General features: G+C 63.5%; 21 protein-coding genes. 17 read left to right on the top strand and 4 right to left on the bottom strand.

Annotation, left to right across the window (positions count from 1 at the left end; all coding sequences use genetic code 11):
* The 4 genes from aspS to ACE3TQ_RS02800 all read left to right on the top strand — a co-directional run.
* Window positions 1–1,171 (top strand): aspartate--tRNA ligase (gene aspS / locus ACE3TQ_RS02785; RefSeq protein WP_374580402.1); only part of this gene is annotated, 1,171 nt, incomplete at its 5' end.
* A 100-nt stretch (window positions 1,172–1,271) separates the two neighbouring features.
* Window positions 1,272–1,724: a dihydroneopterin triphosphate diphosphatase gene (gene nudB / locus ACE3TQ_RS02790; RefSeq protein WP_374580403.1), complete on the top strand. Its 453-nt coding sequence runs from the start codon at window positions 1,272–1,274 to the stop codon at window positions 1,722–1,724.
* 77 nt (window positions 1,725–1,801) lie between these two features.
* Window positions 1,802–3,079, top strand: a complete 1,278-nt coding sequence (locus ACE3TQ_RS02795; protein WP_374580404.1) for an HD-GYP domain-containing protein — start codon at window positions 1,802–1,804, stop codon at window positions 3,077–3,079.
* The gene (locus ACE3TQ_RS02800) at window positions 3,076–4,764 is read left to right on the top strand and encodes an ATP-binding protein (protein ID WP_374580405.1); all 1,689 of its coding nucleotides are present in this window, start codon (window positions 3,076–3,078) and stop codon (window positions 4,762–4,764) included. Before ACE3TQ_RS02795 ends, ACE3TQ_RS02800 begins: the two co-directional genes overlap by 4 nt.
* Window positions 4,765–4,870: 106 nt before the next feature.
* Here the strand turns inward: ACE3TQ_RS02800 and ACE3TQ_RS02805 are convergent, their stop codons facing one another.
* Both ACE3TQ_RS02805 and ACE3TQ_RS02810 read right to left on the bottom strand, forming a co-directional pair.
* The gene (locus tag ACE3TQ_RS02805; protein ID WP_374580406.1) at window positions 4,871–5,566 is read right to left on the bottom strand and encodes a penicillin-insensitive murein endopeptidase; all 696 of its coding nucleotides are present in this window, start codon (window positions 5,564–5,566) and stop codon (window positions 4,871–4,873) included.
* Window positions 5,563–6,351, bottom strand: a complete 789-nt coding sequence (locus tag ACE3TQ_RS02810) for a lysostaphin resistance A-like protein (RefSeq protein WP_374580407.1) — start codon at window positions 6,349–6,351, stop codon at window positions 5,563–5,565. Before ACE3TQ_RS02810 ends, ACE3TQ_RS02805 begins: the two co-directional genes overlap by 4 nt.
* Before the next feature lie 67 nt (window positions 6,352–6,418).
* On the opposite strand from ACE3TQ_RS02810, the gene ACE3TQ_RS02815 reads away from it, so the two are divergent.
* The 11 genes from ACE3TQ_RS02815 to ACE3TQ_RS02865 all read left to right on the top strand — a co-directional run bounded on the left by ACE3TQ_RS02815 (window position 6,419) and on the right by ACE3TQ_RS02865 (window position 17,483).
* The gene (locus ACE3TQ_RS02815; protein WP_374580408.1) at window positions 6,419–7,231 is read left to right on the top strand and encodes an endonuclease/exonuclease/phosphatase family protein; all 813 of its coding nucleotides are present in this window, start codon (window positions 6,419–6,421) and stop codon (window positions 7,229–7,231) included.
* A 3-nt stretch (window positions 7,232–7,234) separates the two neighbouring features.
* Window positions 7,235–8,398, top strand: a complete 1,164-nt coding sequence (clsB, locus tag ACE3TQ_RS02820) for a cardiolipin synthase ClsB (protein ID WP_374580409.1) — start codon at window positions 7,235–7,237, stop codon at window positions 8,396–8,398.
* Window positions 8,395–8,775: an RNA-binding S4 domain-containing protein gene (locus ACE3TQ_RS02825; protein ID WP_374580410.1), complete on the top strand. Its 381-nt coding sequence runs from the start codon at window positions 8,395–8,397 to the stop codon at window positions 8,773–8,775. The genes clsB and ACE3TQ_RS02825 overlap by 4 nt, the downstream gene beginning before the upstream one ends.
* Before the next feature lie 38 nt (window positions 8,776–8,813).
* A complete protein-coding gene (locus tag ACE3TQ_RS02830) occupies window positions 8,814–9,236 on the top strand; it encodes a hypothetical protein (protein WP_374580411.1) in 423 nt (140 codons plus the stop codon).
* Between the two features lie 278 nt (window positions 9,237–9,514).
* Window positions 9,515–10,105, top strand: coding sequence for a TetR/AcrR family transcriptional regulator (locus ACE3TQ_RS02835; protein ID WP_374580412.1), 591 nt, complete (start codon window positions 9,515–9,517; stop codon window positions 10,103–10,105).
* Window positions 10,106–10,163: 58 nt separating this feature from the next.
* Window positions 10,164–11,954 (top strand): acyl-CoA dehydrogenase C-terminal domain-containing protein, encoded by a 1,791-nt coding sequence (locus tag ACE3TQ_RS02840; RefSeq protein WP_374580413.1) that lies wholly within the window; start codon window positions 10,164–10,166, stop codon window positions 11,952–11,954.
* Between the two features lie 126 nt (window positions 11,955–12,080).
* Window positions 12,081–14,477 (top strand): 3-hydroxyacyl-CoA dehydrogenase/enoyl-CoA hydratase family protein, encoded by a 2,397-nt coding sequence (locus ACE3TQ_RS02845; protein ID WP_374580414.1) that lies wholly within the window; start codon window positions 12,081–12,083, stop codon window positions 14,475–14,477.
* A 6-nt stretch (window positions 14,478–14,483) separates the two neighbouring features.
* Window positions 14,484–14,981 carry a YiiD C-terminal domain-containing protein gene (locus ACE3TQ_RS02850; protein WP_374580415.1) on the top strand — a complete coding sequence of 166 codons (498 nt, stop codon included), beginning with the start codon at window positions 14,484–14,486 and terminating at the stop codon, window positions 14,979–14,981.
* Window positions 14,982–15,007: 26 nt separating this feature from the next.
* Window positions 15,008–16,204 carry an acetyl-CoA C-acyltransferase gene (locus ACE3TQ_RS02855; protein ID WP_374580417.1) on the top strand — a complete coding sequence of 399 codons (1,197 nt, stop codon included), beginning with the start codon at window positions 15,008–15,010 and terminating at the stop codon, window positions 16,202–16,204.
* Between the two features lie 199 nt (window positions 16,205–16,403).
* Window positions 16,404–16,592 carry a hypothetical protein gene (locus tag ACE3TQ_RS02860; protein WP_374580418.1) on the top strand — a complete coding sequence of 63 codons (189 nt, stop codon included), beginning with the start codon at window positions 16,404–16,406 and terminating at the stop codon, window positions 16,590–16,592.
* Window positions 16,593–16,706: 114 nt separating this feature from the next.
* The gene (locus ACE3TQ_RS02865; RefSeq protein WP_374580419.1) at window positions 16,707–17,483 is read left to right on the top strand and encodes an enoyl-CoA hydratase; all 777 of its coding nucleotides are present in this window, start codon (window positions 16,707–16,709) and stop codon (window positions 17,481–17,483) included.
* A 3-nt stretch (window positions 17,484–17,486) separates the two neighbouring features.
* On the opposite strand, the gene ACE3TQ_RS02870 is transcribed toward ACE3TQ_RS02865, so the two are convergent.
* Together ACE3TQ_RS02870 and ACE3TQ_RS02875 are read right to left on the bottom strand one after the other, a co-directional pair.
* Entirely contained in the window at window positions 17,487–18,092 is a 606-nt protein-coding gene (locus tag ACE3TQ_RS02870; RefSeq protein WP_374580421.1) for a hypothetical protein, read from the bottom strand.
* 11 nt (window positions 18,093–18,103) lie between these two features.
* On the bottom strand, window positions 18,104–19,216 hold the full coding sequence (locus ACE3TQ_RS02875; RefSeq protein ID WP_374580422.1) for a hypothetical protein: 1,113 nt from the start codon (window positions 19,214–19,216) through the stop codon (window positions 18,104–18,106).
* Between the two features lie 155 nt (window positions 19,217–19,371).
* Here ACE3TQ_RS02875 and ACE3TQ_RS02880 point away from each other — a divergent pair, with 155 nt between their 5' ends.
* Together ACE3TQ_RS02880 and ACE3TQ_RS02885 are read left to right on the top strand one after the other, a co-directional pair.
* Window positions 19,372–19,824 (top strand): hypothetical protein, encoded by a 453-nt coding sequence (locus tag ACE3TQ_RS02880; protein ID WP_374580423.1) that lies wholly within the window; start codon window positions 19,372–19,374, stop codon window positions 19,822–19,824.
* Window positions 19,791–20,690 (top strand): DUF2145 domain-containing protein, encoded by a 900-nt coding sequence (locus ACE3TQ_RS02885; protein WP_374580424.1) that lies wholly within the window; start codon window positions 19,791–19,793, stop codon window positions 20,688–20,690. The genes ACE3TQ_RS02880 and ACE3TQ_RS02885 overlap by 34 nt, the downstream gene beginning before the upstream one ends.
* Window positions 20,691–20,692: the final 2 nt, after the last annotated feature.

Genomic DNA, 20,692 nt, shown 5'->3' on the forward strand with positions numbered 1-20,692 from the left:
CTACCAGATCACCAAGTGCTTCCGCGACGAAGACCTGCGCGCCGACCGCCAGCCTGAGTTCACCCAGATCGACTGCGAAACCTCGTTCCTGAACGAGCAGGAGATCCGCGACCTGTTCGAAACCATGATCCGCAAAGTGTTCAAGAACACCATGGACGTGGACCTGCCTAACCCATTCCCGGTGATGGACTTTGCCGAAGCCATGGGCAAGTACGGTTCGGACAAGCCTGACATGCGCGTCAAGCTGGAATTCACCGAACTGACCGACGTGATGAAAGACGTCGAGTTCAAGGTCTTCTCCGGCGCCGCCAACATGAAGAACGGCCGCGTGGTCGGTATGCGCGTGCCGAAGGGCGCCGACATGCCGCGTTCGGAAATCGACGCCTACACCCAGTTTGTCGCCATCTACGGCGCCAAGGGCCTGGCGTACATCAAGGTCAACGAGAAGGCCAAGGGCCGTGACGGCCTGCAGTCGCCGATCGTGAAGAACATCAGCGACGAAGTGCTGAACGTGATCCTGGAGCGCACCGGCGCCCAGGACGGCGACCTGATCTTCTTCGGCGCCGACAAGGCCAAGATCGTCAACGACGCGATCGGCGCGCTGCGCGTGAAGATCGGCCATTCCGAGTTCGGCAAGGCCAACGGCCTGTTCAACGACGTGTGGGCGCCGCTGTGGGTGATCGACTTCCCGATGTTCGAGTACGACGAGGAAGAAGACCGCTGGACCGCAACCCACCACCCATTCACCTCGCCGAAGGACGGCCACGAAGACATGCTGGAAACCAATCCAGGCGCATGTATCGCCAAGGCCTACGACATGGTGCTGAACGGCTGGGAACTGGGCGGCGGCTCGATCCGTATCCACCGCGAAGAAGTGCAGTCGAAGGTGTTCCGCGCACTGAAGATCGGTGCCGAGGAAGCGCGCGAGAAGTTCGGCTTCCTGCTGGACGCGCTGCAGTACGGCGCGCCTCCGCACGGCGGCCTGGCGTTCGGCCTGGATCGTATCGTGACCCTGATGACCAAGTCCGATTCGATCCGCGACGTGATCGCCTTCCCGAAAACCCAGCGCGCACAGTGCCTGCTGACCCAGGCGCCGTCGCCAGTGGACGAGAAGCAGCTGCGCGAGCTGCATATCCGCCTGCGTTCGGCTGAGCCTAAGGTGGCTGGTTAAACCCGGTAAGGCAGTGTCAGACCCAAGGGTCTGACACTCCACCGGCAGCGCCGCAGACAGGGTCGGGCCCTTGGGCCTGACCCAGGTTTACCGGGTCTAAATGAAGCCCTACAAAATCCCCGAATCCGTCCTGGTGGTGATCCACACCGCCGACCTTGAAGTATTGCTGATTGAGCGCGCCGGCAACCCCGGCTACTGGCAATCCGTCACCGGCTCCAAAGACGCCCTCGACGAACCCCTGCTCACCACCGCCACCCGCGAACTGTTCGAAGAAACCGGCATCGTTGCCGACGGCACCGACATCGTCCTGCGCGACTGGGGCCTGCAGAACATCTACGAAATCTATCCCGTCTGGCGCCACCGCTATGCGCCCGGCGTCACGCATAACCTCGAACACATCTTCAGCGTACAGGTGCCGCGCAACGTGCCCATCCTGCTGAGCCCACGCGAACACACCGCCCACGTCTGGCTGCCTTACCTGGAAGCCGCCGACCGCTGCTTCTCCCCCTCCAACGCCGAAGCCATCCTCCAGCTGCCGCAACACGCCGAGTAGCTAGCAAATAGATTGCATGTTCGCCAGCGCACATGCGGCTATAATCGGCTGATCGACTCTCATACTGGGGCCAGGCCATGCCGGAGACTCAGGACATCCTGTTGGAGCAGCTGCAGGTCGGTATCTACGTCCACCTCGACCTGAAGTGGTTCGAGCATCCTTTTGCCTTCAGCCATTTCAAGATCAAGTCGCAGGAGCAGATCCACCAGCTGCGCAGCCTGGGCCTGCGCAAGGTCCGCTTCGATCCGGCGCTGAGCGACGTGCAGCCGTCGGTCTTGCTGATCGAAGCCATCGATGAAGGCGCCGCGCCGGCAGCGCCGCCGGCCCCCGAATCCCCCGAGCTGGCCGTCAAGCGCGCCATGGTGGAGCGCATGCGCAGGCAGCGCGAGAACGCGGCGCGCATCGAGCATGCTTTCGTCGATACCGCGCGCGCCATGCGCGACATGGAAAAGAACCTCTTTGCCATGCCGGTGGAAAGCCTGCAGCGCGCCAGCGAAATGATCGGCAAGATCGCCGACTCCATTTTGAGCGCGCCGGAGCTGGCCATCCACGTCATGGGCGACCGCCTGGGCGGGGAGGAGATCTACCTGCATTCGCTGAACGTCACCATGCTGTCGATGATGATCGCGCGCGACATCAAGCTGCCGCGCGAAGTGGCCGGCGCCATGGGGGTGGGCGCCATGTTCCATGATATCGGTGTGCGCAATATCCCGGACCGGGTGCTGGCCAAGACCGAGGCCTGGAACAGCTCCGAGCAGCACCTGTATGAAACCCACAGCGCGGTCGGCGCAGAGATGGGGCTGCAGCTGAAGCTCCCGGCCGCCTCCATGGCCATCCTGCGCGACCACCACGAAATGTTCGACGGCAGCGGCTACCCGGCGCACCTGAAAGGCGATGGCATCGGCCTGCTGGCGCGCATTGTCGCCATCGCCAACTATTACGACCGCCTGTGCAACCCGCTCAACGGCACGCCCGGCCTGACGCCGCACGAGGCGCTGTCGCTGATGTTCGCCAAGCACCGCGGCAAATTCGATCCCAAGCTGCTGCAGGTATTCATCCGCTGCCTGGGCGTGTACCCGCCCGGCACCATCGTGCAGCTGTCGAACGGGGCTACCGGCATGGTCGCCACCATCAACACCGAAAAGCCGAACAAGCCGGAACTGGTGGTGTATGAGGTGGGCGTGCCGCGCGACGAGGCGATCATGGTCGATATGGACCGCGAGCACGACCTGAACATCGTGCGCGCCATCAAGCCGGCGCAGGTGCCCAAGGAAATCTACGCCTACCTCAGCCCGCGCAAGCGGGTTAGCTACTACTTCGACGCGGCCACGCCGGGACAGGGGGCTGCCGGGTGATCTCCGAACTGCGCCAGCTCATGCTCGACCACAGCCCGCAGATGATGTTGCTGGTCGACCCCGACGATTTGCGCATCATCGTCGTCAACAAGGTGGCCGAGCAGGTCCTGGGCTACACTGCGGCGCAGCTGACGGAAATGCTGATCACCGATATCGAAAGCTCCTTGCAGGACGTGTTCTATTGGGAGGATGCGCGCGGCGGCCATTTCCAGGATATCGACGGGCAGGAAGGCGAGTACCAGCGCGCCGACGGCACGCAGATCCTGGTCACAAAATCGCTGCGCGTGCTGCGTTACGAAGAGCGCTGGCTGATCCTGATCCTGGCCCGCGACGCGCGCCAGGAGCGGCGGGTGGAGGCGGTGCTGGAGCAAACCCTGTCGCAGCTGCGCACCACGCTGGAGGCCACCGGCAACGGCATCCTGGTGATCGACTGGCATAACAGCATCGCCAGCATGAACCGCCAGTTCAGCGAAATGTGGCACATCCCCGAAGCCTTCCTCAAAAGCGGCAACGACGCCGCCATCCTGGAATTCCTGACCGCGAACGTGGTCGAGCAGGGGCTGTGCCGCGAACGGCTGCAGCAAGTGAGCGACCCGCACGAATCGATGGACCTGCTGCACCTGCATGACGGCCGCGTGTTTGAATGCCGCTCACGGCCGCAGTTCCTGGGCGAGCGCATCATCGGCCGCGTGTACGGCTTCATCGATACCACGGAGCGCGAACATACCGAGCGCGCGCTGCGCGAATCGCGCGACCAGCTGGAGAGCCGCGTGCACGAGCGCACGCTGGCCCTGCAGCTGGCCAACCTGACGCTGGAAAACGAAAAGGCGCGCCAGGCCGATTTGATCCGCAAGCTGGGCGAGGCGCAGAACCAGCTGCTGCAGTCGGAAAAGATGGCATCGATCGGGGTGCTGGCAGCCGGCGTGGCGCATGAGATCAACAACCCGGTCGGCTTCGTCAACTCGAACCTGAGCAGCCTGCAGCGCTACATGGACTCGCTGCTCCAGCTGCTCGACGCCTACGAGGCGCGCGAGCGCCATTTGCCCGAGGCCGAGCGCGCAGCGCTGCAGGCGCTGCGCAAGGAGATCGATGCCGACTACCTGCGCGCAGACCTGGGCAGCCTGTTGTCCGAATCAATGGATGGCCTGGACCGCATCAAGCGCATCGTGCAGGACATGAAGGACTTCTCGCACGTCAGCGGCGGCGAGATGCTGGCCGCGAACATCGAGACGGGGCTGGACAGCACCCTGAACGTGGTGTGGAACGAGATCAAATACAAAGCCGAGGTCGTGAAGCAATACAGCGGCGTGCCGGAAATTGAATGCATTCCCTCGCAGCTGAACCAGGTGTTCATGAACCTGCTGGTCAACGCCGCCCACGCTATCGAGGCGCGCGGCAGCATTGTGCTGCGCACCGCCTACGACGACGCCAGCATCACGGTCGTCGTGAGCGATACCGGCAGTGGCATCCCGCCGGAAAACCTGGGCCGCATCTTCGAACCCTTTTTCACCACCAAGCCGGTCGGCAAGGGCACCGGGCTGGGCTTGTCCATGTCCTACAGCATCGTCCAGAAGCACGGCGGCCGCATTGAAGTGGAAAGCGAGCTGGGCAAGGGCAGCACCTTCCGCGTGATCCTGCCGCGGCAGATGGCCGCCAGCAGCGCCGAAGCCGATGTTGCAAATTGACTGATCCGGGCGTGGCGCTGCGCTGGGGGCGTGGTTGGCTGCGCCGCGCTGGAGAACTTCAAAAACATGGGACTCATGACGTTCTCGCTCACCTTTGCTGCGGTAGCTACTTAAGACAGGGGATGGCAAAGTCGATGTGGTAGTGCTCATCGTGCCGCACCCATGGCTTGCCCTGCATGAAATTGAGTTTGCGTAGCGCCGGCCCGCGCGGCGTGTCGAACAGGCGCGGCAGGTAGGCCGGATCGAAGATGACCAGGGCCAGGCTGCGCCCGCGTGCCCGGGCGGCCAGGTCGAGCTGGTACAGGTGTTCCGCCATGGCCGCGAAGTCGATGCGGTACGTGCCATAGCGCGCGTGGCGGTCGAACTCGATGTCGTAGCCAAAGCGCAGCGTGGCCGGCGTCGGCAGGCGGGCAGGGCGGTCCTGCCCGTCGCGCACGGGGACGAAGAAATCGACCGATAAGCCGTTCTGGTGCGTGCGGTGCGGGCGGAAGCGGCCGCCTTGCGCCAGGCCGGTTTCCCCATACACGTAGACCGCGCCCGGCGCCGTGTCCTGCAGCGCGCGCCAGGCGTCGAGCATGATGGCCGCGACCTCGCTGTGCACATAATTACGCCCCATCCCAACGGCCAGTGTGCTGTAGGCGCTGAAATTCGCGCCATCGGCCGGTAGCTGGACCGCGCCTTCCAGGCTGCCGTTGCCGACCTTGCCGTGGCAGCGGCTGCCGCCCGCGACGGTGTTGGCGTGGCCCAGCGCGCAGGCCGCTGCCAGCCATGCCAGTACCGCGGCCTTGGCGAGTTTGCTCATCGTGCCGGGGCGGCCAGCCAGCGCCGCAACAGCCACCCGGACAGCAAAGCCGGCAGCGCGCACGCAAGCCAGGTGGTGGCATCGGCTACCGCGGGGCTGGCGTCGGCATCGAGCAGCATACTGCCGGTATTGATTGCGGCATGCAGCGCGATGCAAGGGATGAGCGAGCGCGTGCGCTCGTACAGCCAGCCGGCAGCCATACCGAAAATGATCGCGCCGACCAGCTGGTAAATGTTGCCATGGGCGAAGCCAAAGACGACCGCCGATCCGGCAATGGCGTACCAGCGGTCGTACTGCGCCAGGAAGCTGCGCAGGATAATTCCCCGGAACAGCATTTCCTCCAGCACCGGCGCCAGCATGCAAGCCATGACCAGCTGCGGCAGTCCCGGCGCCGTCATGGCGCGCAACTGCTCCTCGGTCGAGCTGCTCATCGGGAAAGCGGATTGAAGCAACTCGTCCACGCTGCCCATCAGCAGGAACAGCAAGGGTGCCGCCAACAGGACGGTAGGCACGAGCAGCACCGTGCTGGCGGCCGCCGAAGCGCGCGACGTAAAGAACAAGTCGCGGTAATCCAGCTTCTTCCAATGCAAGAGCGCGCTGAACAGGATGCCATTGGCCACCAGCACAGCCAGGGTCGCCAGGCTGTAGCCATCCTCGATGCCCAGCCAGTGGCGGGCGTCATACAGCGCGCCAAGCACCAGGTACTCGATGCCCCACAGGCATAGCGCAAGTAAAAATGCCTCGGGAGCGGAAGGAAAGGTGGTGTGGCGTTCGTTCATGGGCATGACTATAAAGCAATTCCTGGCACTTTTGACTGCCAGCAAGCCGGGCTGTTGGGGTTAGAATAAACCCATGAAGATCCGCGTTGCCACCTACAACATCCACAAGGGCGTGTCGTACCGCAGCCAGCCGCGGGTGCATGCCTTGCGCCATGCGATTGAGGCCTTCCACGCCGACCTGGTTTTCCTGCAAGAAGTGCAGGGCCAGCACGACCGGATCGAGGCGCGTTATGGCGAAGAGCACCACGGCCACCGCCACTGGCCCAAAAAGGCCCAGCATGAGTTCTTTGCCGGCGAGTCGCACCAGTCGGTGTACGGCCTGAATGCGCAATACGACCACGGCCACCACGGCAATGCGCTGCTCAGCAAATACCCGATTGCGCGCTGGACCAACACCGATATTTCCGACCACGCCTATGAATCGCGCGGCATCCTGCACTCGGTGGTGGAAACCGAGGGCAGGCTGGTGCACTGCTACGTGATCCACCTCGGCCTGTTCGAGCGCAGCCGCGTGCGCCAGGCGGAGCTGCTGATCGAAGCCGTGCGCAGTTCGGCGCCGGACGGCGAGCCGGTCATCATCGCCGGCGACTTCAACGACTGGCGCAACACGCTGACCAATAAGCTGCAAAGCGCGCTCAATGTGCGCGAGGTGTTCGACGAAATCGAACATGGCCACCCGGTCGGCGACCTGGTGCGTACCCTGGCGCGGCGCAAGGCGGCCCAGCGCCCGGCCCGCACCTTCCCGGCAGCCTTGCCGTTCTTCAGGTTGGACCGCATCTATGTGCGGGGCTTCGAGGTAGAATCCGCGGAAGTCCTGCACGGCCCCTTATGGGCCAAGCTGTCGGATCACGCGCCCATCGTGGCGAACCTGAAACTGGTTTCCTGACACATGCGTCACGTCGATTTCCTGGCCGATAACGAAGTCAAACTCCTGTACTGCGGCACCGATTACTTCCCCGCCCTGGTCGAGGCGATCGAGGCGGCCCAGTTCGAAGTCTATTTCGAGACCTATATCTTTGCCGAAGACGAGACCGGCAAGCGCGTGCTGGCTGCGCTGAAAGGCGCCGCCCAGCGCGGCGTCACCGTGCGCATGATTACCGACTGGTTCGGCACCGGCCACAAGGCAGCCTACCGCATGCATGCGGAAGTGACGGCCGCGGGCGTCGAGCACCGCATTTTCAATCCCTGGTTCCGGCGCGGCGTCACGCGCACCCACCGCAAGATTTGCGTGGTCGATGGCGAGGTCGCGTTCGTGGGCGGCATCAACATCAACGACGATATGTTCACCGATTACGACCACAGCATTGCCCTGGCCGCGCCGCGCTGGGACTTTGCCGTGGCGGTGCGCGGGCCGCTGGTCGAATCCATCCACAGCGAGGCCGAGACGCAATGGAAGCGGCTGGGCCATATGACCATCGTCAAGCGCCTGAGCCTGTTCAATGAAGTGCGCAAGCTGAACAAGATCGCGCGCCAGAGCACCATGCAGGCCGGTTTTGTGGTGCGCGACAACCTGCGCAACCGGCGCACCATCCAGCGCGCCTACCTGCAGGCGCTGGGCAAGGCCAGGAAGAGCGTGCTGCTGGCCAATCCTTACTTCGCCCCCGGCCGCAAGTTCCGCCGCGCCCTGGCCGCCACCGCCCAGCGCGGGGTGGAAGTGGTGCTGCTGATCGGCGTCGGCGAGATCTGGCTGCAGGACGCCGTGGCGCATTCCTTCTACCCCAAGCTGCTGGAAGCGGGCGTGAAAGTGGTGGAATACCGCAAGACGCAGCTGCACGCCAAAGTCGCCGTGATCGACGACGACTGGGCCACCGTTGGCTCTTCCAACGTGGACGGGCTGAGCCTGTTCCTCAACCAGGAAGCCAATGTCGTTATCAAGGACGCCGAGTTCGCGCGCGCCTTGCGCAAGCACATCGAGGACGCCATCGCCGAAGGCGTGGTGGTCCACCCGCAGGATTTCGAACATGTCGGACGCCTGCGCCGCATTGGTTATGAAGTCGCATACATCGTCTACCGCACGCTGATGCGCATATTTGCAGTAGGAAAGTACACATGAGTGACGTAAGGATCGACAAATGGCTGTGGGCAGCGCGCTTCTTCAAGACGCGTCAGCTGGCCATCGACGCCATCGACAAAGGCAAGGTCAAGCTCTCGAATGGCGAGCGCATCAAGCCCTCGCGCAACGCCAAGCTGGGCGAGCGCTTGCATATTGATAACGGCGCGGACGAATGGGATGTCCTGGTTGTCGGCATTTCCGGCAAACGCGAAGGCGCCCCGATCGCCCGCCTGTTATATGAAGAGAGCGAAGAATCGCTGGCCCGCCGCGCCGCCCTGATCGAGCGCAAGAAACTCTTCCCAGAACCCTTCGCCGACGCCAAAGGCCGTCCCACCAAGCGCGACCGCCGCCAATGGCAGCGCGCCACCGACTCCTGAAAAAAATGGGGACGTACCCTATTTTCCATGGGCGCTGCATGAGACTTGCAGTCTTATCGTTGTTGTTATCGGGTGCGCCTGTTTTCCCATTGGCTGCGGAGCTTGCCTGCTCGGGTGCCGACATGCCGGACGTTAAGTCATCAATTCCGTTGGAGGCACCGAAACCGGTCGGAAGCGAGTTTCTGCCAACGGCGGTTCAACTGTTGGGGGATGCCACCATCACGGCCGTCGAGCCGGCGCTGGTGGGATTGGCTGCCATGCCTGGACAAACACAGTACTTGCTGCGGGCGGCGGCCTTTAGCCAGGCCCCGCAGCGCTTTACAGCCCGGGTTGCCAACGGCAAGGTGTATGTCACAGCCCATATTCTGGGGAGTAGGCGCGCCATGGAACCCGTTGTGCTCACCCTATCCTCGCCGGTTGAGCTTACGGCGGTAGAGTGCTTAACTTCGGCCGCCCGGTAAGGTGAAGCGCTACGTGTGGGGTGGATATTTCCACAGGAAAATGTCCACCTTTCTTCCTGACCCCAACATGGACATTTGCTGCGCCGCAACAATAGAGGTGGGCTTCTAGTTGTGTCGTTTGACTTTCCACAGGTAGTGGATAATAGTACGAACGTTCGCAAATCTTTTCACCAGCGACCGATCTGTTGGAGCGAGAATAAGGTTTTTCCTTCTTATTCCTTCTTTCCTGGGTGGGTTCAAAAGTGAGTGGCATTCTTGTAAATACACCAACTAAATTCATGCGCAAAGGCGAAATGACCCGTGCGGCCATCCTCGATGTGGCCCTCGACCTGGCAAGCCGTGACGGCCTGGAAGGCCTCACCATCGGTTTGCTCGCCGATAAGATGAACATGAGTAAGTCCGGCGTATTCGCGCACTTTGGTTCGCGGGAGGATTTGCAGATTGAAGTCCTGAAGCTGTATCACCATCGTTTCGAGCAGGAAGTGTTTTACCCGGCGATGAAGGAGGCCCGCGGCCTGCCTCGCCTGCGCGCCATGTTTGCCAATTGGGTCAAGCGGGTCAGCGTTGAAATTGCTTCGGGTTGCATCTATATCAGTGGCGCCGTCGAGTACGACGATCGTCCGGGTCCGATCCGCGAGGAGTTGCTGGCTATGGTCGGCGCATGGCAGGCGGCATTGCTGCGTTGCGTGCGCCAGGCCATCGACAACAACGACCTGCGGCCCGATACCGATGCTTCCCAGCTGGTGTACGAGATGTATGGCCTGATCCTGGCCCTGCACCATGAGGCGCGCTTCATGCGCACCCCGGGCAGCGTCGATCGGGCCGGCGTGGGCTTCAACCGTTTAATCGAAAACTATCAACCATCTTAATGGCGGCGCTGAGCCGCTGCCGAGACACACATAACCTTTTAGCCATCTGGAGAAAAAAATGGGTCAATACGTCGCGCCAATCCGTGATATGCAGTTCGTGCTGCACGAACTGCTGAAGGTGGAAGAGAAGCTGAAAGAGCTGCCTCCTCACGCCGAAACCGACGCGGACATCATCAACCAGGTGCTGGAAGAGGGTGCCAAGTTCACCTCCGAAGTGCTGTTCCCGCTGAACCATTCGGGCGACCGCGAGGGCTGCCACCACGACGCAGCGGCCAAGACCGTGACCACCCCGAAGGGCTTCAAGGAAGCCTACAAGCAGTACGTGGAAGGCGGCTGGGCTGCGCTGGCGTGCGATCCTGAATACGGCGGCCAGGGCCTGCCGATCGTGCTGAACAACTCGTTCTACGAGATGCTGAACTCGGCCAACCAGGCGTGGACCATGTACCCCGGCCTGTCGCACGGCGCCTACGAGTGCCTGCTGGCGCACGGCACCCCGGAACAGAAAGCGACCTACCTGCCGAAGCTGGTCTCCGGCGAGTGGACCGGCACCATGTGCCTGACCGAGCCGCACTGCGGCACCGACCTGGGCATGCTGCGCTCGAAAGCCATCCCTAACGCGGACGGTTCCTGGTCCATCACCGGCGCCAAGATCTTCATCTCGGCCGGCGAACACGATATGTCCGAGAACATCCTGCACCTGGTGCTGGCTCGCGTGCCGGACGCGCCTGAAGGCTCGAAGGGCATCTCCCTGTTCCTGGTGCCTAAGTTCCTGCCGAACGCTGACGGTTCCATCGGCGAGCGCAACCCGATCTTCTGCGGCGCGATCGAAGAGAAGATGGGCATCCACGGCAACTCGACCTGCCAGATGAACCTGGACGGCGCCAAGGGCTGGATCATCGGCCAGCCGAACAAGGGCCTGCAGGCGATGTTCGTGTTCATGAACGCGGCCCGCCTGGGCGTGGGCGTGCAGTCCCTGGGCCTGACCGAAGTGGCTTACCAGAACGCGCTGGTGTACGCGAAAGACCGCCTGCAAATGCGCTCGCTGTCCGGCGTGAAGAATCCAGAAGGCCCGGCCGACCCGATCATCGTGCACCCGGACGTGCGCCGCATGCTGCTGACCGGTAAAGCCTACGCTGAAGGCGCGCGTGCTTTCGCTTCCTACGTGGCGCTGCAGATCGACCGCGAACTGCACCACCCGGACGAAGAAGTGCGCAAGGAAGCCGGCGATGAAGTGGCGCTGCTGACCCCGATCATCAAGGCCTTCATCACCGACAACGCCTGGATCGCTACTTCCGACGCGATGCAGGTGTACGGCGGCCATGGCTACATCTCCGAGTGGGGCATGGAGCAGTATGTGCGCGATGCGCGTATCAACCTGATTTACGAAGGCACCAACACCGTGCAGTCGCTGGACCTGCTGGGCCGTAAGATCCTGATGGACAACGGCGCCAAGCTGCGCAAGTTCGGCGAGAAAGTGCGCGCCTTCGTGGAAGAAAACGGTACCGATGAAGCGATGTCCGAGTTCATCACCCCGCTGGGCGACCTGGGCGAGAAGCTGACCAAGCTGACCATGGAAATCGGCATGAAGGCCTTCCAGAACCAGGACGAAGTGGGCGCCGCTGCCGTGCCTTACCTGCGTGTCGCCGGTCACCTGGTGTACTCGTACTTCTTCGCGCAGATGGCGAAGATCGCGCTGGAAAAAGAAGCTTCGGGCGATAAGTTCTACACCTCGAAGCTGGCCACCATCCGCTTCTACTTCGGCCGCCTGTATCCAGAAACCGCAACCCTGATCCGCCAGGCCCGTTCCGGCGCCGCCAACCTGATGGCACTGGACGCTGACCTGTTCTGAAGTTGATGGTGCCCGTTACCCCGGCAAGTCTGGGTCAGACCCTAGGGTCTGACCCTGGTTTTCCGGGGTTGGCAGTAAAAGCCGGCACCCAAGCAAAGCGATAGATACACCACCTAAAGGATATATATGAGCAACTTCAACGTGAAAAAAGTAGCGGTGCTGGGCGCCGGCGTGATGGGCGCGCAAATCGCGGCCCACTGCGTCAACGCCAAAGTCCCAGTCGTCCTGTTCGACCTGCCTGCCAAAGAAGGCAACAAGAACGGCATCGGCATCAAGGCCATCGAAGGCCTGAAAAAACTGTCCCCGGCTCCTTTCGGCGACAAGGCCGACGCGGAACTGGTGCAGATCGCCAACTACGAAGACAACCTGGACCTGCTGGCCGGCTGCGACCTGATCATCGAAGCAATCGCCGAGCGCATGGACTGGAAGCACGACCTGTACAAGAAGGTCGCTCCGCACATCGCCCCGAACGCGATCTTCGCCTCCAACACCTCCGGCCTGTCGATCAACAAGCTGGCCGAAGGCTTCGACGCCGACCTGAAATCGCGCTTCTGCGGCGTGCACTTCTTCAACCCACCGCGCTACATGCACCTGGTGGAACTGATCCCGACCACCGACACCAAGCCGGAAATCCTGGACCAGCTGGAAACCTTCATGACCTCGACCCTGGGCAAGGGCGTGGTACGTGCCAAGGACACCCCGAACTTCATCGCTAACCGCGTTGGCGTGTTCGGCATCCTGGCCATCATCCACGAAGCCGAGAAGTTCGGCCTGTCCGTGGACGTGGTGGACGACCTGACCGGCGCCAAGCTGGGCCGCGCCAAGTCCGGTACCTTCCGTACCGCCGACGTGGTGGGCCTGGACACCATGGGCCACGTGATCAAGACCATGGAAGACAACCTGCCGAACGATCCGTTCGCTTCCCTGTACAAGACCCCAGCCGTGCTGTCCGGCCTGGTCGCCAAGGGCGCCCTGGGCCAGAAGTCCGGCGCTGGCTTCTACAAGAAAGTCGGCAAGGACATCCTGCGCCTGGACGCTGCCACCGGTGAATACGTCCCGGGCGGCAAGAAGGCCGACGACATCATCGGCCGCATCCTGAAAGAAAAGGATCCGGTCAAGAAGATGAAGGCGCTGCGCGAATCGACCAACCCGCAAGGCCAGTTCCTGTGGGCGATCTTCCGCGACGCTTTCCACTACATCGCGATCCACCTGGAATCGATCGCCGACAACGCGCGCGACATCGACTTCGCCATGCGTTGGGGCTTCGGCTGGAACGTCGGCCCGTTCGAAACCTGGCAAGCTGCCGGCTGGTCGCAAGTGGCCCAGTGGGTCAAGCAGGATATCGAAGAAGGCAAGGCGCTGTGCAACGCACCGCTGCCGGCATGGGTCTTCGAAGGCAAAGTGGGCGAGCAGGGCGTGCATACCCCTGAAGGCTCGTTCTCGCCAGCGACCAAGTCCTACACCCCGCGTTCCGAACTGGCTGTGTACAAGCGCCAGGAATTCCGCGCTCCGGTGGTGGGCGGCGGCGGCGCCGATCCTAAGACTGCCGGCGTGACCGTGCACGAAGACGAAACCGTGCGCCTGTGGCACACCGGCGACGACGTGCTGATCCTGTCCCTGAAGACCAAGATGCACGTGATCGGCAAAGGCGTGATCGCCGGCATCCAGCGCGGCCTGGCCGAAGCCGAGAAGAACTTCAAGGGCCTGGTGATCTGGAACACCGACGCCGCTGAAGGCGGCCCGTTCTCCGCCGGCGCCGACCTGCAGGAAGCCCTGCCAGCCTTCATGGCCGGCGGCGCGAAAGCAGTCGACCCGATCATCAAGGAACTGCAAGACACCTTCATGAAGATGAAGTATTCCAACGTGCCAGTGGTGGCGGCGGTTGCCGGCATCGCCCTGGGCGGCGGCTGCGAAATGATGCTGCACGCATCCAAGCGCGTGGCGGCACTGGAATCCTACATCGGCCTGGTGGAAGTGGGCGTGGGCCTGATCCCTGGCGGCGGCGGCCTGAAAGAGGCGGCTGTTCGTGCAGCGCGCGAAGCCAAAGGCAACGACATCCTGCAATTCCTGAAGACCGGCTTCACCAACGCCGCCACCGCGGCCGTATCGAAGTCCGCGCTGGAAGCGAAGGCGATGGGCTACCTGAAGGAAGACGACATCATCGTGTTCAACGCCTACGAACTGCTGCACGTGGCGAAAACCACGGCACGTGCGATGGCTGATGCTGGCTACCGCGCGCCGATCCAGCGCCCAGTGCCGGTGACCGGCCGTTACGGCTGGGGCACCATCCGCGGCCAGCTGGTCAACATGCGCGACGGCGGCTTCATCTCCGCCCACGACTACAAGCTGGGCGACATGATCGCCGAGATCGTGTCCGGCGGCGACATCGACCAGGGCAGCGTGGTGAGCGAGCAGTGGCTGCTGGATATGGAACGCAAGGCCTTCCTGGAATTGCTGAACCATCCTAAGTCGCAAGAGCGCATCATGGGCATGCTGCAGACCGGCAAACCGGTACGCAACTAAGAGCACATGTCCATCCTGTCGCTGGCCTTCAAAATCCTGTTGCGAGTGAAACCAAGCATGGTCTATGAGCAAATCAAGAAGCACATGACGGAGTCCCTGCCGTTCGTGCGCCTGCTCGGCATCCGCATCGACAGCATCGGCCCGGGAACGGCCGAAGTGTCGATGCCGGACGACGGCAAGCTGCACAACCACCTCGGCACGCCGCATGCAGGTGCGATCTTCACGCTGGCCGAAACGGCGTCCGGCGCAGCCATGGCAGGCGGCTTCGCCGACCTGATCATGGACATGCGCCCGGTCGCCAAGGAGTCGCGCATCCAGTACCAGAAAGTTGCCAAGGGCGCGACGCGCGCCTCCGGCAAGGTGCCGGGCGACCTGGCCGCGCTGAAAGCGCAGCTGAAGGATGAAGGAAAAATCGCGTTCCCGGTCAACGTCGACATTTACGACGAACACGGCACGCTGGCAGCACAAGTACAGGTGGACTGGTACCTCTCCGCCAAACGCTAACGAACACAGATACTGGAAAGCTTAAAATGAGCAAACAACTCCAAGACGCATACATCGTCGCCGCCACCCGCACCCCGATCGGCAAGGCGCCGCGCGGCATGTTCAGCAAGACTCGCCCGGACGACCTGCTGGTCGCCGCCATCAAGGGCGCCATGGCCGCCGTGCCTAACCTGGACCCGGCCCTGATCGTCGACGCCATCGTCGGCTGCTCCTTCCCGGAAGCAGAGCAGGGCTTCAACATCGCCCGTAACTCCGTGGTGCTGGCAGGCCTGCCGAACACCGTGGGCGGCGTGACCGTCAACCGCTACTGCGCTTCGGGCATCACCGCCCTGGCCATGGCGGCGGACCGCATCCGCGTGGGCGAAGCCGACGTGATGATCGCCGGCGGCGTGGAATCGATGTCGATGGTGCCGATGATGGGCCACCACCCATCGATCAACATGGACACCTTCAAGGACGAGAACGTGGGCCTGGCCTACGGCATGGGCCTGACCGCCGAGAAAGTGGCGACCCAGTGGAAGATCTCGCGTGAAGACCAGGACGCCTTCGGCCTGGAATCGCACCGCAAGGCGATCGCCGCCCAGCAGGCCGGCTACTTCAAGGACGAAATCACCCCGGTCGAAATCATCACCCGCACCCCTGACCTGCGCACCGGCGAGATCAAGGTTGGCAAGCGCACCGTGGACCTGGACGAAGGCGCGCGTGCCGACGCCTCCCTGGAAGGCATGGCCAAGCTGAAGCCAGTGTTCGCCGCCAAGGGCACCGTGACCGCCGCGACCTCTTCGCAGATGTCCGACGGCGCCGGCGCGCTGATCGTGGTGTCGGAGAAGATTCTGAAGGAACACAACCTGACCCCGCTGGCCAAGTTCTCCTCGTTCGCCGTACGCGGTGTGCCGCCAGAGATCATGGGCATTGGTCCTAAAGTCGCCATCCCTGCCGCCCTGGCCGCAGCCGGCATCACCCAGGACCAGCTGGACTGGATCGAACTGAACGAAGCGTTCGCAGCACAGGCCCTGGCCGTGATCCGCGACCTGAACCTGGACACCAGCAAAGTGAACCCGATGGGCGGCGCAATCGCCCTGGGCCACCCGCTGGGCGCAACCGGCGCGATCCGCGCTGCGACCGTGGTGCACGCACTGCGCCGCAACAGCCTGAAATACGGCATGGTCACCATGTGCGTAGGCGCCGGCATGGGCGCGGCAGGTATCATCGAGCGCGTGTAAGCACTAGCGCATCAATCGCCTGATCAAGGGCGCCCGGGCAAGCCGGGCGCCCTTTTTTCATTGGCTTGCTTGCAAAAATGAATTGTCAGATTATTACAAACCGCTGCGTGAAACCGTTGACCCTCGGGCGCTTGCGCTCCTAAGCTTTCGCTGCTGTTCAAGTTTGTCCGACCCATAAAACCATCAACGGAGATAACGAATGAAAAAGCTGTTCATGACGTTCTTGTTTGCCGCCGGTGTAGGCGCTTCGATTACCGCCCCGGCATCGACCTGCCATTTCGCTTGCAGCATTGACCGCAAAAATTGCCTGATCGAGGCCGGCTCCGATCCTGCGGCACAGAAGGACTGCTACATGGAGTGCACCGCCTGCATGGAGGCGTGCGGCTAAGCAGCCGGGCCAGTGGTTGCGGCCACACAGCACAAGGCGGGCTTCCCCGCCTTTTCTTTTTCAGGAGCAGGCCCCACGCGTATAATCCAAGCTTTCAGTGGAGACGAAGAAGAAATGGCAATCCTCACCAGCAAAACCGCCGGCATCCTGACCATCGAATTCGATCGCCTGGACCGCAAGAACGCAATCACCTCCGCCATGTACCAGACCATGGCCGACACCATCAACGCCGCCGAAACCGACAACGAAGTACGCGCCATCCTGATCACCGGCAAGCCGGAGATTTTCACCGCCGGTAACGACCTGGTCGACTTCGCGATGACCACCACCGCCAACGACGGCGTGGCATTCTCCGATCGTCCCGTCATCCAGTTCATGAAAGCCCTGTTCAACAGCACCAAACCGGTGGTCGCGGCCGTGAACGGCGCCGCCATCGGCATCGGCACCACCATGCTGATGCACTGCGACCTGGTGTACGCAGCCGATAACGCCAAGTTCTCGGTGCCGTTCGCCGCGCTGGGCCTGTGCCCGGAATTCGGCTCCAGCATGCTGCTGCCAGCCAACGGCGGCCATGCCCGTGCCGCGGAAAAGCTGATGCTGGGCGAAGCATTCAGCGCGCAGGAAGCCTACGACATGGGCCTGATCTCCAAGCTGCTGCCGGCGGAAGAGGTACTGCCTTACGCGCAGGCGCAAGCGGCCAAGCTGGTGGCCCTGCCGGCCGAGTCGATCCGCCAGACCAAGCGCCTGATGAAGGCCGGCCGCGAAGCGCTGAAAGCCCACATCGATGTGGAAAGCGCGCAGTTCGGCGCCATGCTGACCGGCCCGGAGGCGAAAGAAGCCTTCACCGCCTTCTTCGAGAAGCGCAAGCCGGACTTCAGCAAGTTCAACTAAGCGTTAGGCCTCCGGCAGCGCGACTGCCGATACGCCGCTGTTTCCGTCGTCCTGGAACAGCGGCAGCAGGCTCTCGTGGCACACCAGCGGCGGCGCGAAGCAGCCGCCCATCACGAACAGCAGGCGCTGTGGCAATGGCGTGCGCGCCAGCAGCTGCGCATCCAGGCTGAAGGTGTACACGCTGGCGCCCAGGCTGCCCGCGTCATCGTCCCTGTCGTAGTCCGACAGTTCCCTGTCCCAGCAATCAAACGTCCCCTCGAAGCTGAGGTAGCAGTAGTCGTCGTGCAGCGATTTGTCGTCGTGCACGTACCAGGCAGGCTGCGCACGCAGCCCGGTGATGCCGCGCGCGGCCAGGGCGTCGTGCACAGGCTTGCGTACCAGCAGGTTCACGCCGTCGAGCATGACGCGCGGCGGCTCGGGCAAAGCGGGTATGCCTTGCTGGCGGTTGCTTTTGCGGCTGCCGTTGAAAAAGGCCAGCGGCGGGCTGTCCGGCGCACAGGGCAAGTTGCGGTAGTCGCGCTCGCGCGTCTCGTGGAAGGCGTGCGGCCGCACCGGCGCAGCGCTGCGCGCGTGCTCGAGGATGTAGTACTCGCGGTCGATGCTGTTCATGGAAGGTTCCCTTACTCGTAGCTCACACTGCCGACCGACTGCAGCGGCGTGCTGTGGTCCTTGCTGCCGCAGCGGCGGCAGGATTTGTCCTCGCGGATCGCTGCCATGCGCTGCGCCAGGTTGCTGCGCAGTGGCGGCGGCAAGGCCAGTTCATCGGCGCGGCCGTCAGCCAGCAGGAGGCCGATCTCATGCACCTCGCTGGCGGCACGCCGCAGCTGCAGCAGCAGCTCTGCGAGATCGGCGACGGCCTGGTCGGGCTGCAGCAGTTCCGTATCCTCATCCAGGCAGCATTCCAGGCGTTCCAGCAGGTCGCTGACGGCGTCCGCCACGGCCGACCCGGTGTCGAGCAGCAGCAGTGGCAGCAGCAGGCGCAGCTCCAGCATCAGTGTGGCGCCGCCGACGCCGGCGATGTACGCGTAGAGCGAAGGCGGCATGGCGTCGAATGCCAGCTCCATATAGGCCAGCCAGGTCAGCATGCTGTCCTGTTCGTCCAGCAGTTCTTCGATCACGTGCGGCGCCTGCGCGGCGCTTATGGCGGGCGCAAGGTCGGGCCAGACGGCCGGCAGCACGCGCGCCATGAAATCGGCGATACCGGCGCGGTCGCCGCTGGCCAGCAGGGCGGGCAGGGCAAGGATCGCGGCACGCTGCGCGTGCAGGGTGGCGGCATAGGCTCCGCCTTCACCGAAGGCGCCGTGGGTAAAGCTGTGCGGCGCCGCGTCGCGCCGCCCGCCGGGCAGCAGTTTGAAGCCGGTCACGGCGGGCATGCCGCCCAGCGGCTCCTTCCACCAGCACCACTCGTCCGGCTGCGCCGACTGCAGCGCTTGCGGGGCTGCGCCGCGCTGGCGCAGCGTGTCCGCCACGCCCGACCAGAAATCGCCATCGAACACGCTGCGCCGGAAACGCAGCCATTTGGTGGGCGGTGGATTCCAGCCCTGTTCCGCCGCGACCTGGTAGGCGATGGCGCCATCCTCCTGCCACAGTTCGCGGAACAGCTGCAACGATGCACCCAGCTGCAGGAACGCCGTGTGCAGGCGCAGGACCAGCAGCTCGCGCTGCTCCTTGACCTCGTGGGCGAGTTCCTTGGTAAGCAACTCGACGGCAATGGGGGAGACCGGATTCTTCATGATGCACTGATTGCGAAAAAAGCAAGATGGGCATTATGCCAGCCGGCGCCATCGCCTGCCGCACGCAAAGATTGTGAGAATGTGTAGCTGGTGGCGCCGGCCGCTACGTCATCCGTTAAAATCGCCACATGTTCAACCGCATTCCGGGATCGCCCATGTTCAAACCCCTCCTGCGCCAGATTGCTGGCTTCTCCATCCTGGCCGCCGTGGCAGCCATGCCTGCCTATGCCGACAGCTTCACCTCGTCCGCATCGAGCGCCGGTTCGGCATCGTCGGGCAGCGTGTCGGACTCGATCAGCGGCTCCAGCAAGAGCTCCAGCGGCGACGACAAGAAAGTCGCGGCCGGCCAGTACCGTGTGATCGACGTGGCGCAAGCGCCGGGCAAGCCGGGTGCAACGCGCCTCACGCTGCGCGGCGAGCAGGGCAACCAGTTCCTGCTGGACCTGCCGCAGGCCGCCCTGGCCGAGCGCGCGCTGCCAACCGGCGCGCTGGTGCAGGTGAGCGAGCGTCCTTACGGCTATGAGTTTGCCCACGCCGATACCCGCCAGGCCTTCTTCCTGGCCCTGCACGACGCATGGCAACGCGAACTGCGCTCGCACGCTATCTGAGCGTAACTGGCCTGGCGCTCGCCGCGAGCGCCAGCGCGCAGGCGGGCGGCATGATGTTCTGCGACCGTCCCGCCAAGGTCACGGCGACGGAGCAGGACCGCGCCTTGCGCTTTTCGGCGGTGGTGAAGGACGAGCTGGAACGCTCGGGCGCCAGCGCCGCCGTGGTGGCGCGCGCGGGATTGAACCTGGCGCGCTTCGGCCTGCGTTATTCGCATGCCGGCATCGCCCTCAAATCCAATCCCAACAGCCCGTGGTCGGTGCGTCAGCTGTACTACGCTTGCGACGACCAGCGCCCGCGCATTTTCGACCAGGGCATGGCCGGCTTCGTGCTGGGCGCGGAGGAGGCAGCGCAGGGCCACCTGTCCGTGGTCCTGCTGCCGCAGGCGCAGGATGCCGCGCTGGCCAGTTCCGCGCTGGATGAGCGCACGCCGCTGGCACTGCTGGCCGGCGAGTACAGCGCCAACGCCTATGCCTACAGCACGCGCTACCAGAACTGCAATCAGTGGCTGGTGGAGCTGCTGGCGAGCGCCTGGGGTGGCGCGGCGCAGCGCGACGCGGCGCAGGCGTGGCTGCGCGAGCGCGGTTATGAAGCGGAGCCGGTCAACGTCGGCCGCGCGCTGGTGATTGCGGCGCACTTCGTGCCGCTGGTGCATGTGGCGGACCATCCCGATGAGGACCTGCGCGCGCACACCATGCGCGTCTCCATGCCCAGCTCCATCGAGCAGTTCCTGCGGCGCGAGGCGCCGCAGGCGCAGCGCCTGGAGCTGTGCTACAACAGCAGCCATATCGTGATCCGGCGCGGCTGGCAGCCGATGGGGGCGGGCTGCGAGGCGCAGGCAGGCGACGATGTCATCGCTTTCGACTGAGG

This window comes from Pseudoduganella sp., assembly GCF_041914865.1.
GTDB lineage: Bacteria > Pseudomonadota > Gammaproteobacteria > Burkholderiales > Burkholderiaceae_D > Rugamonas.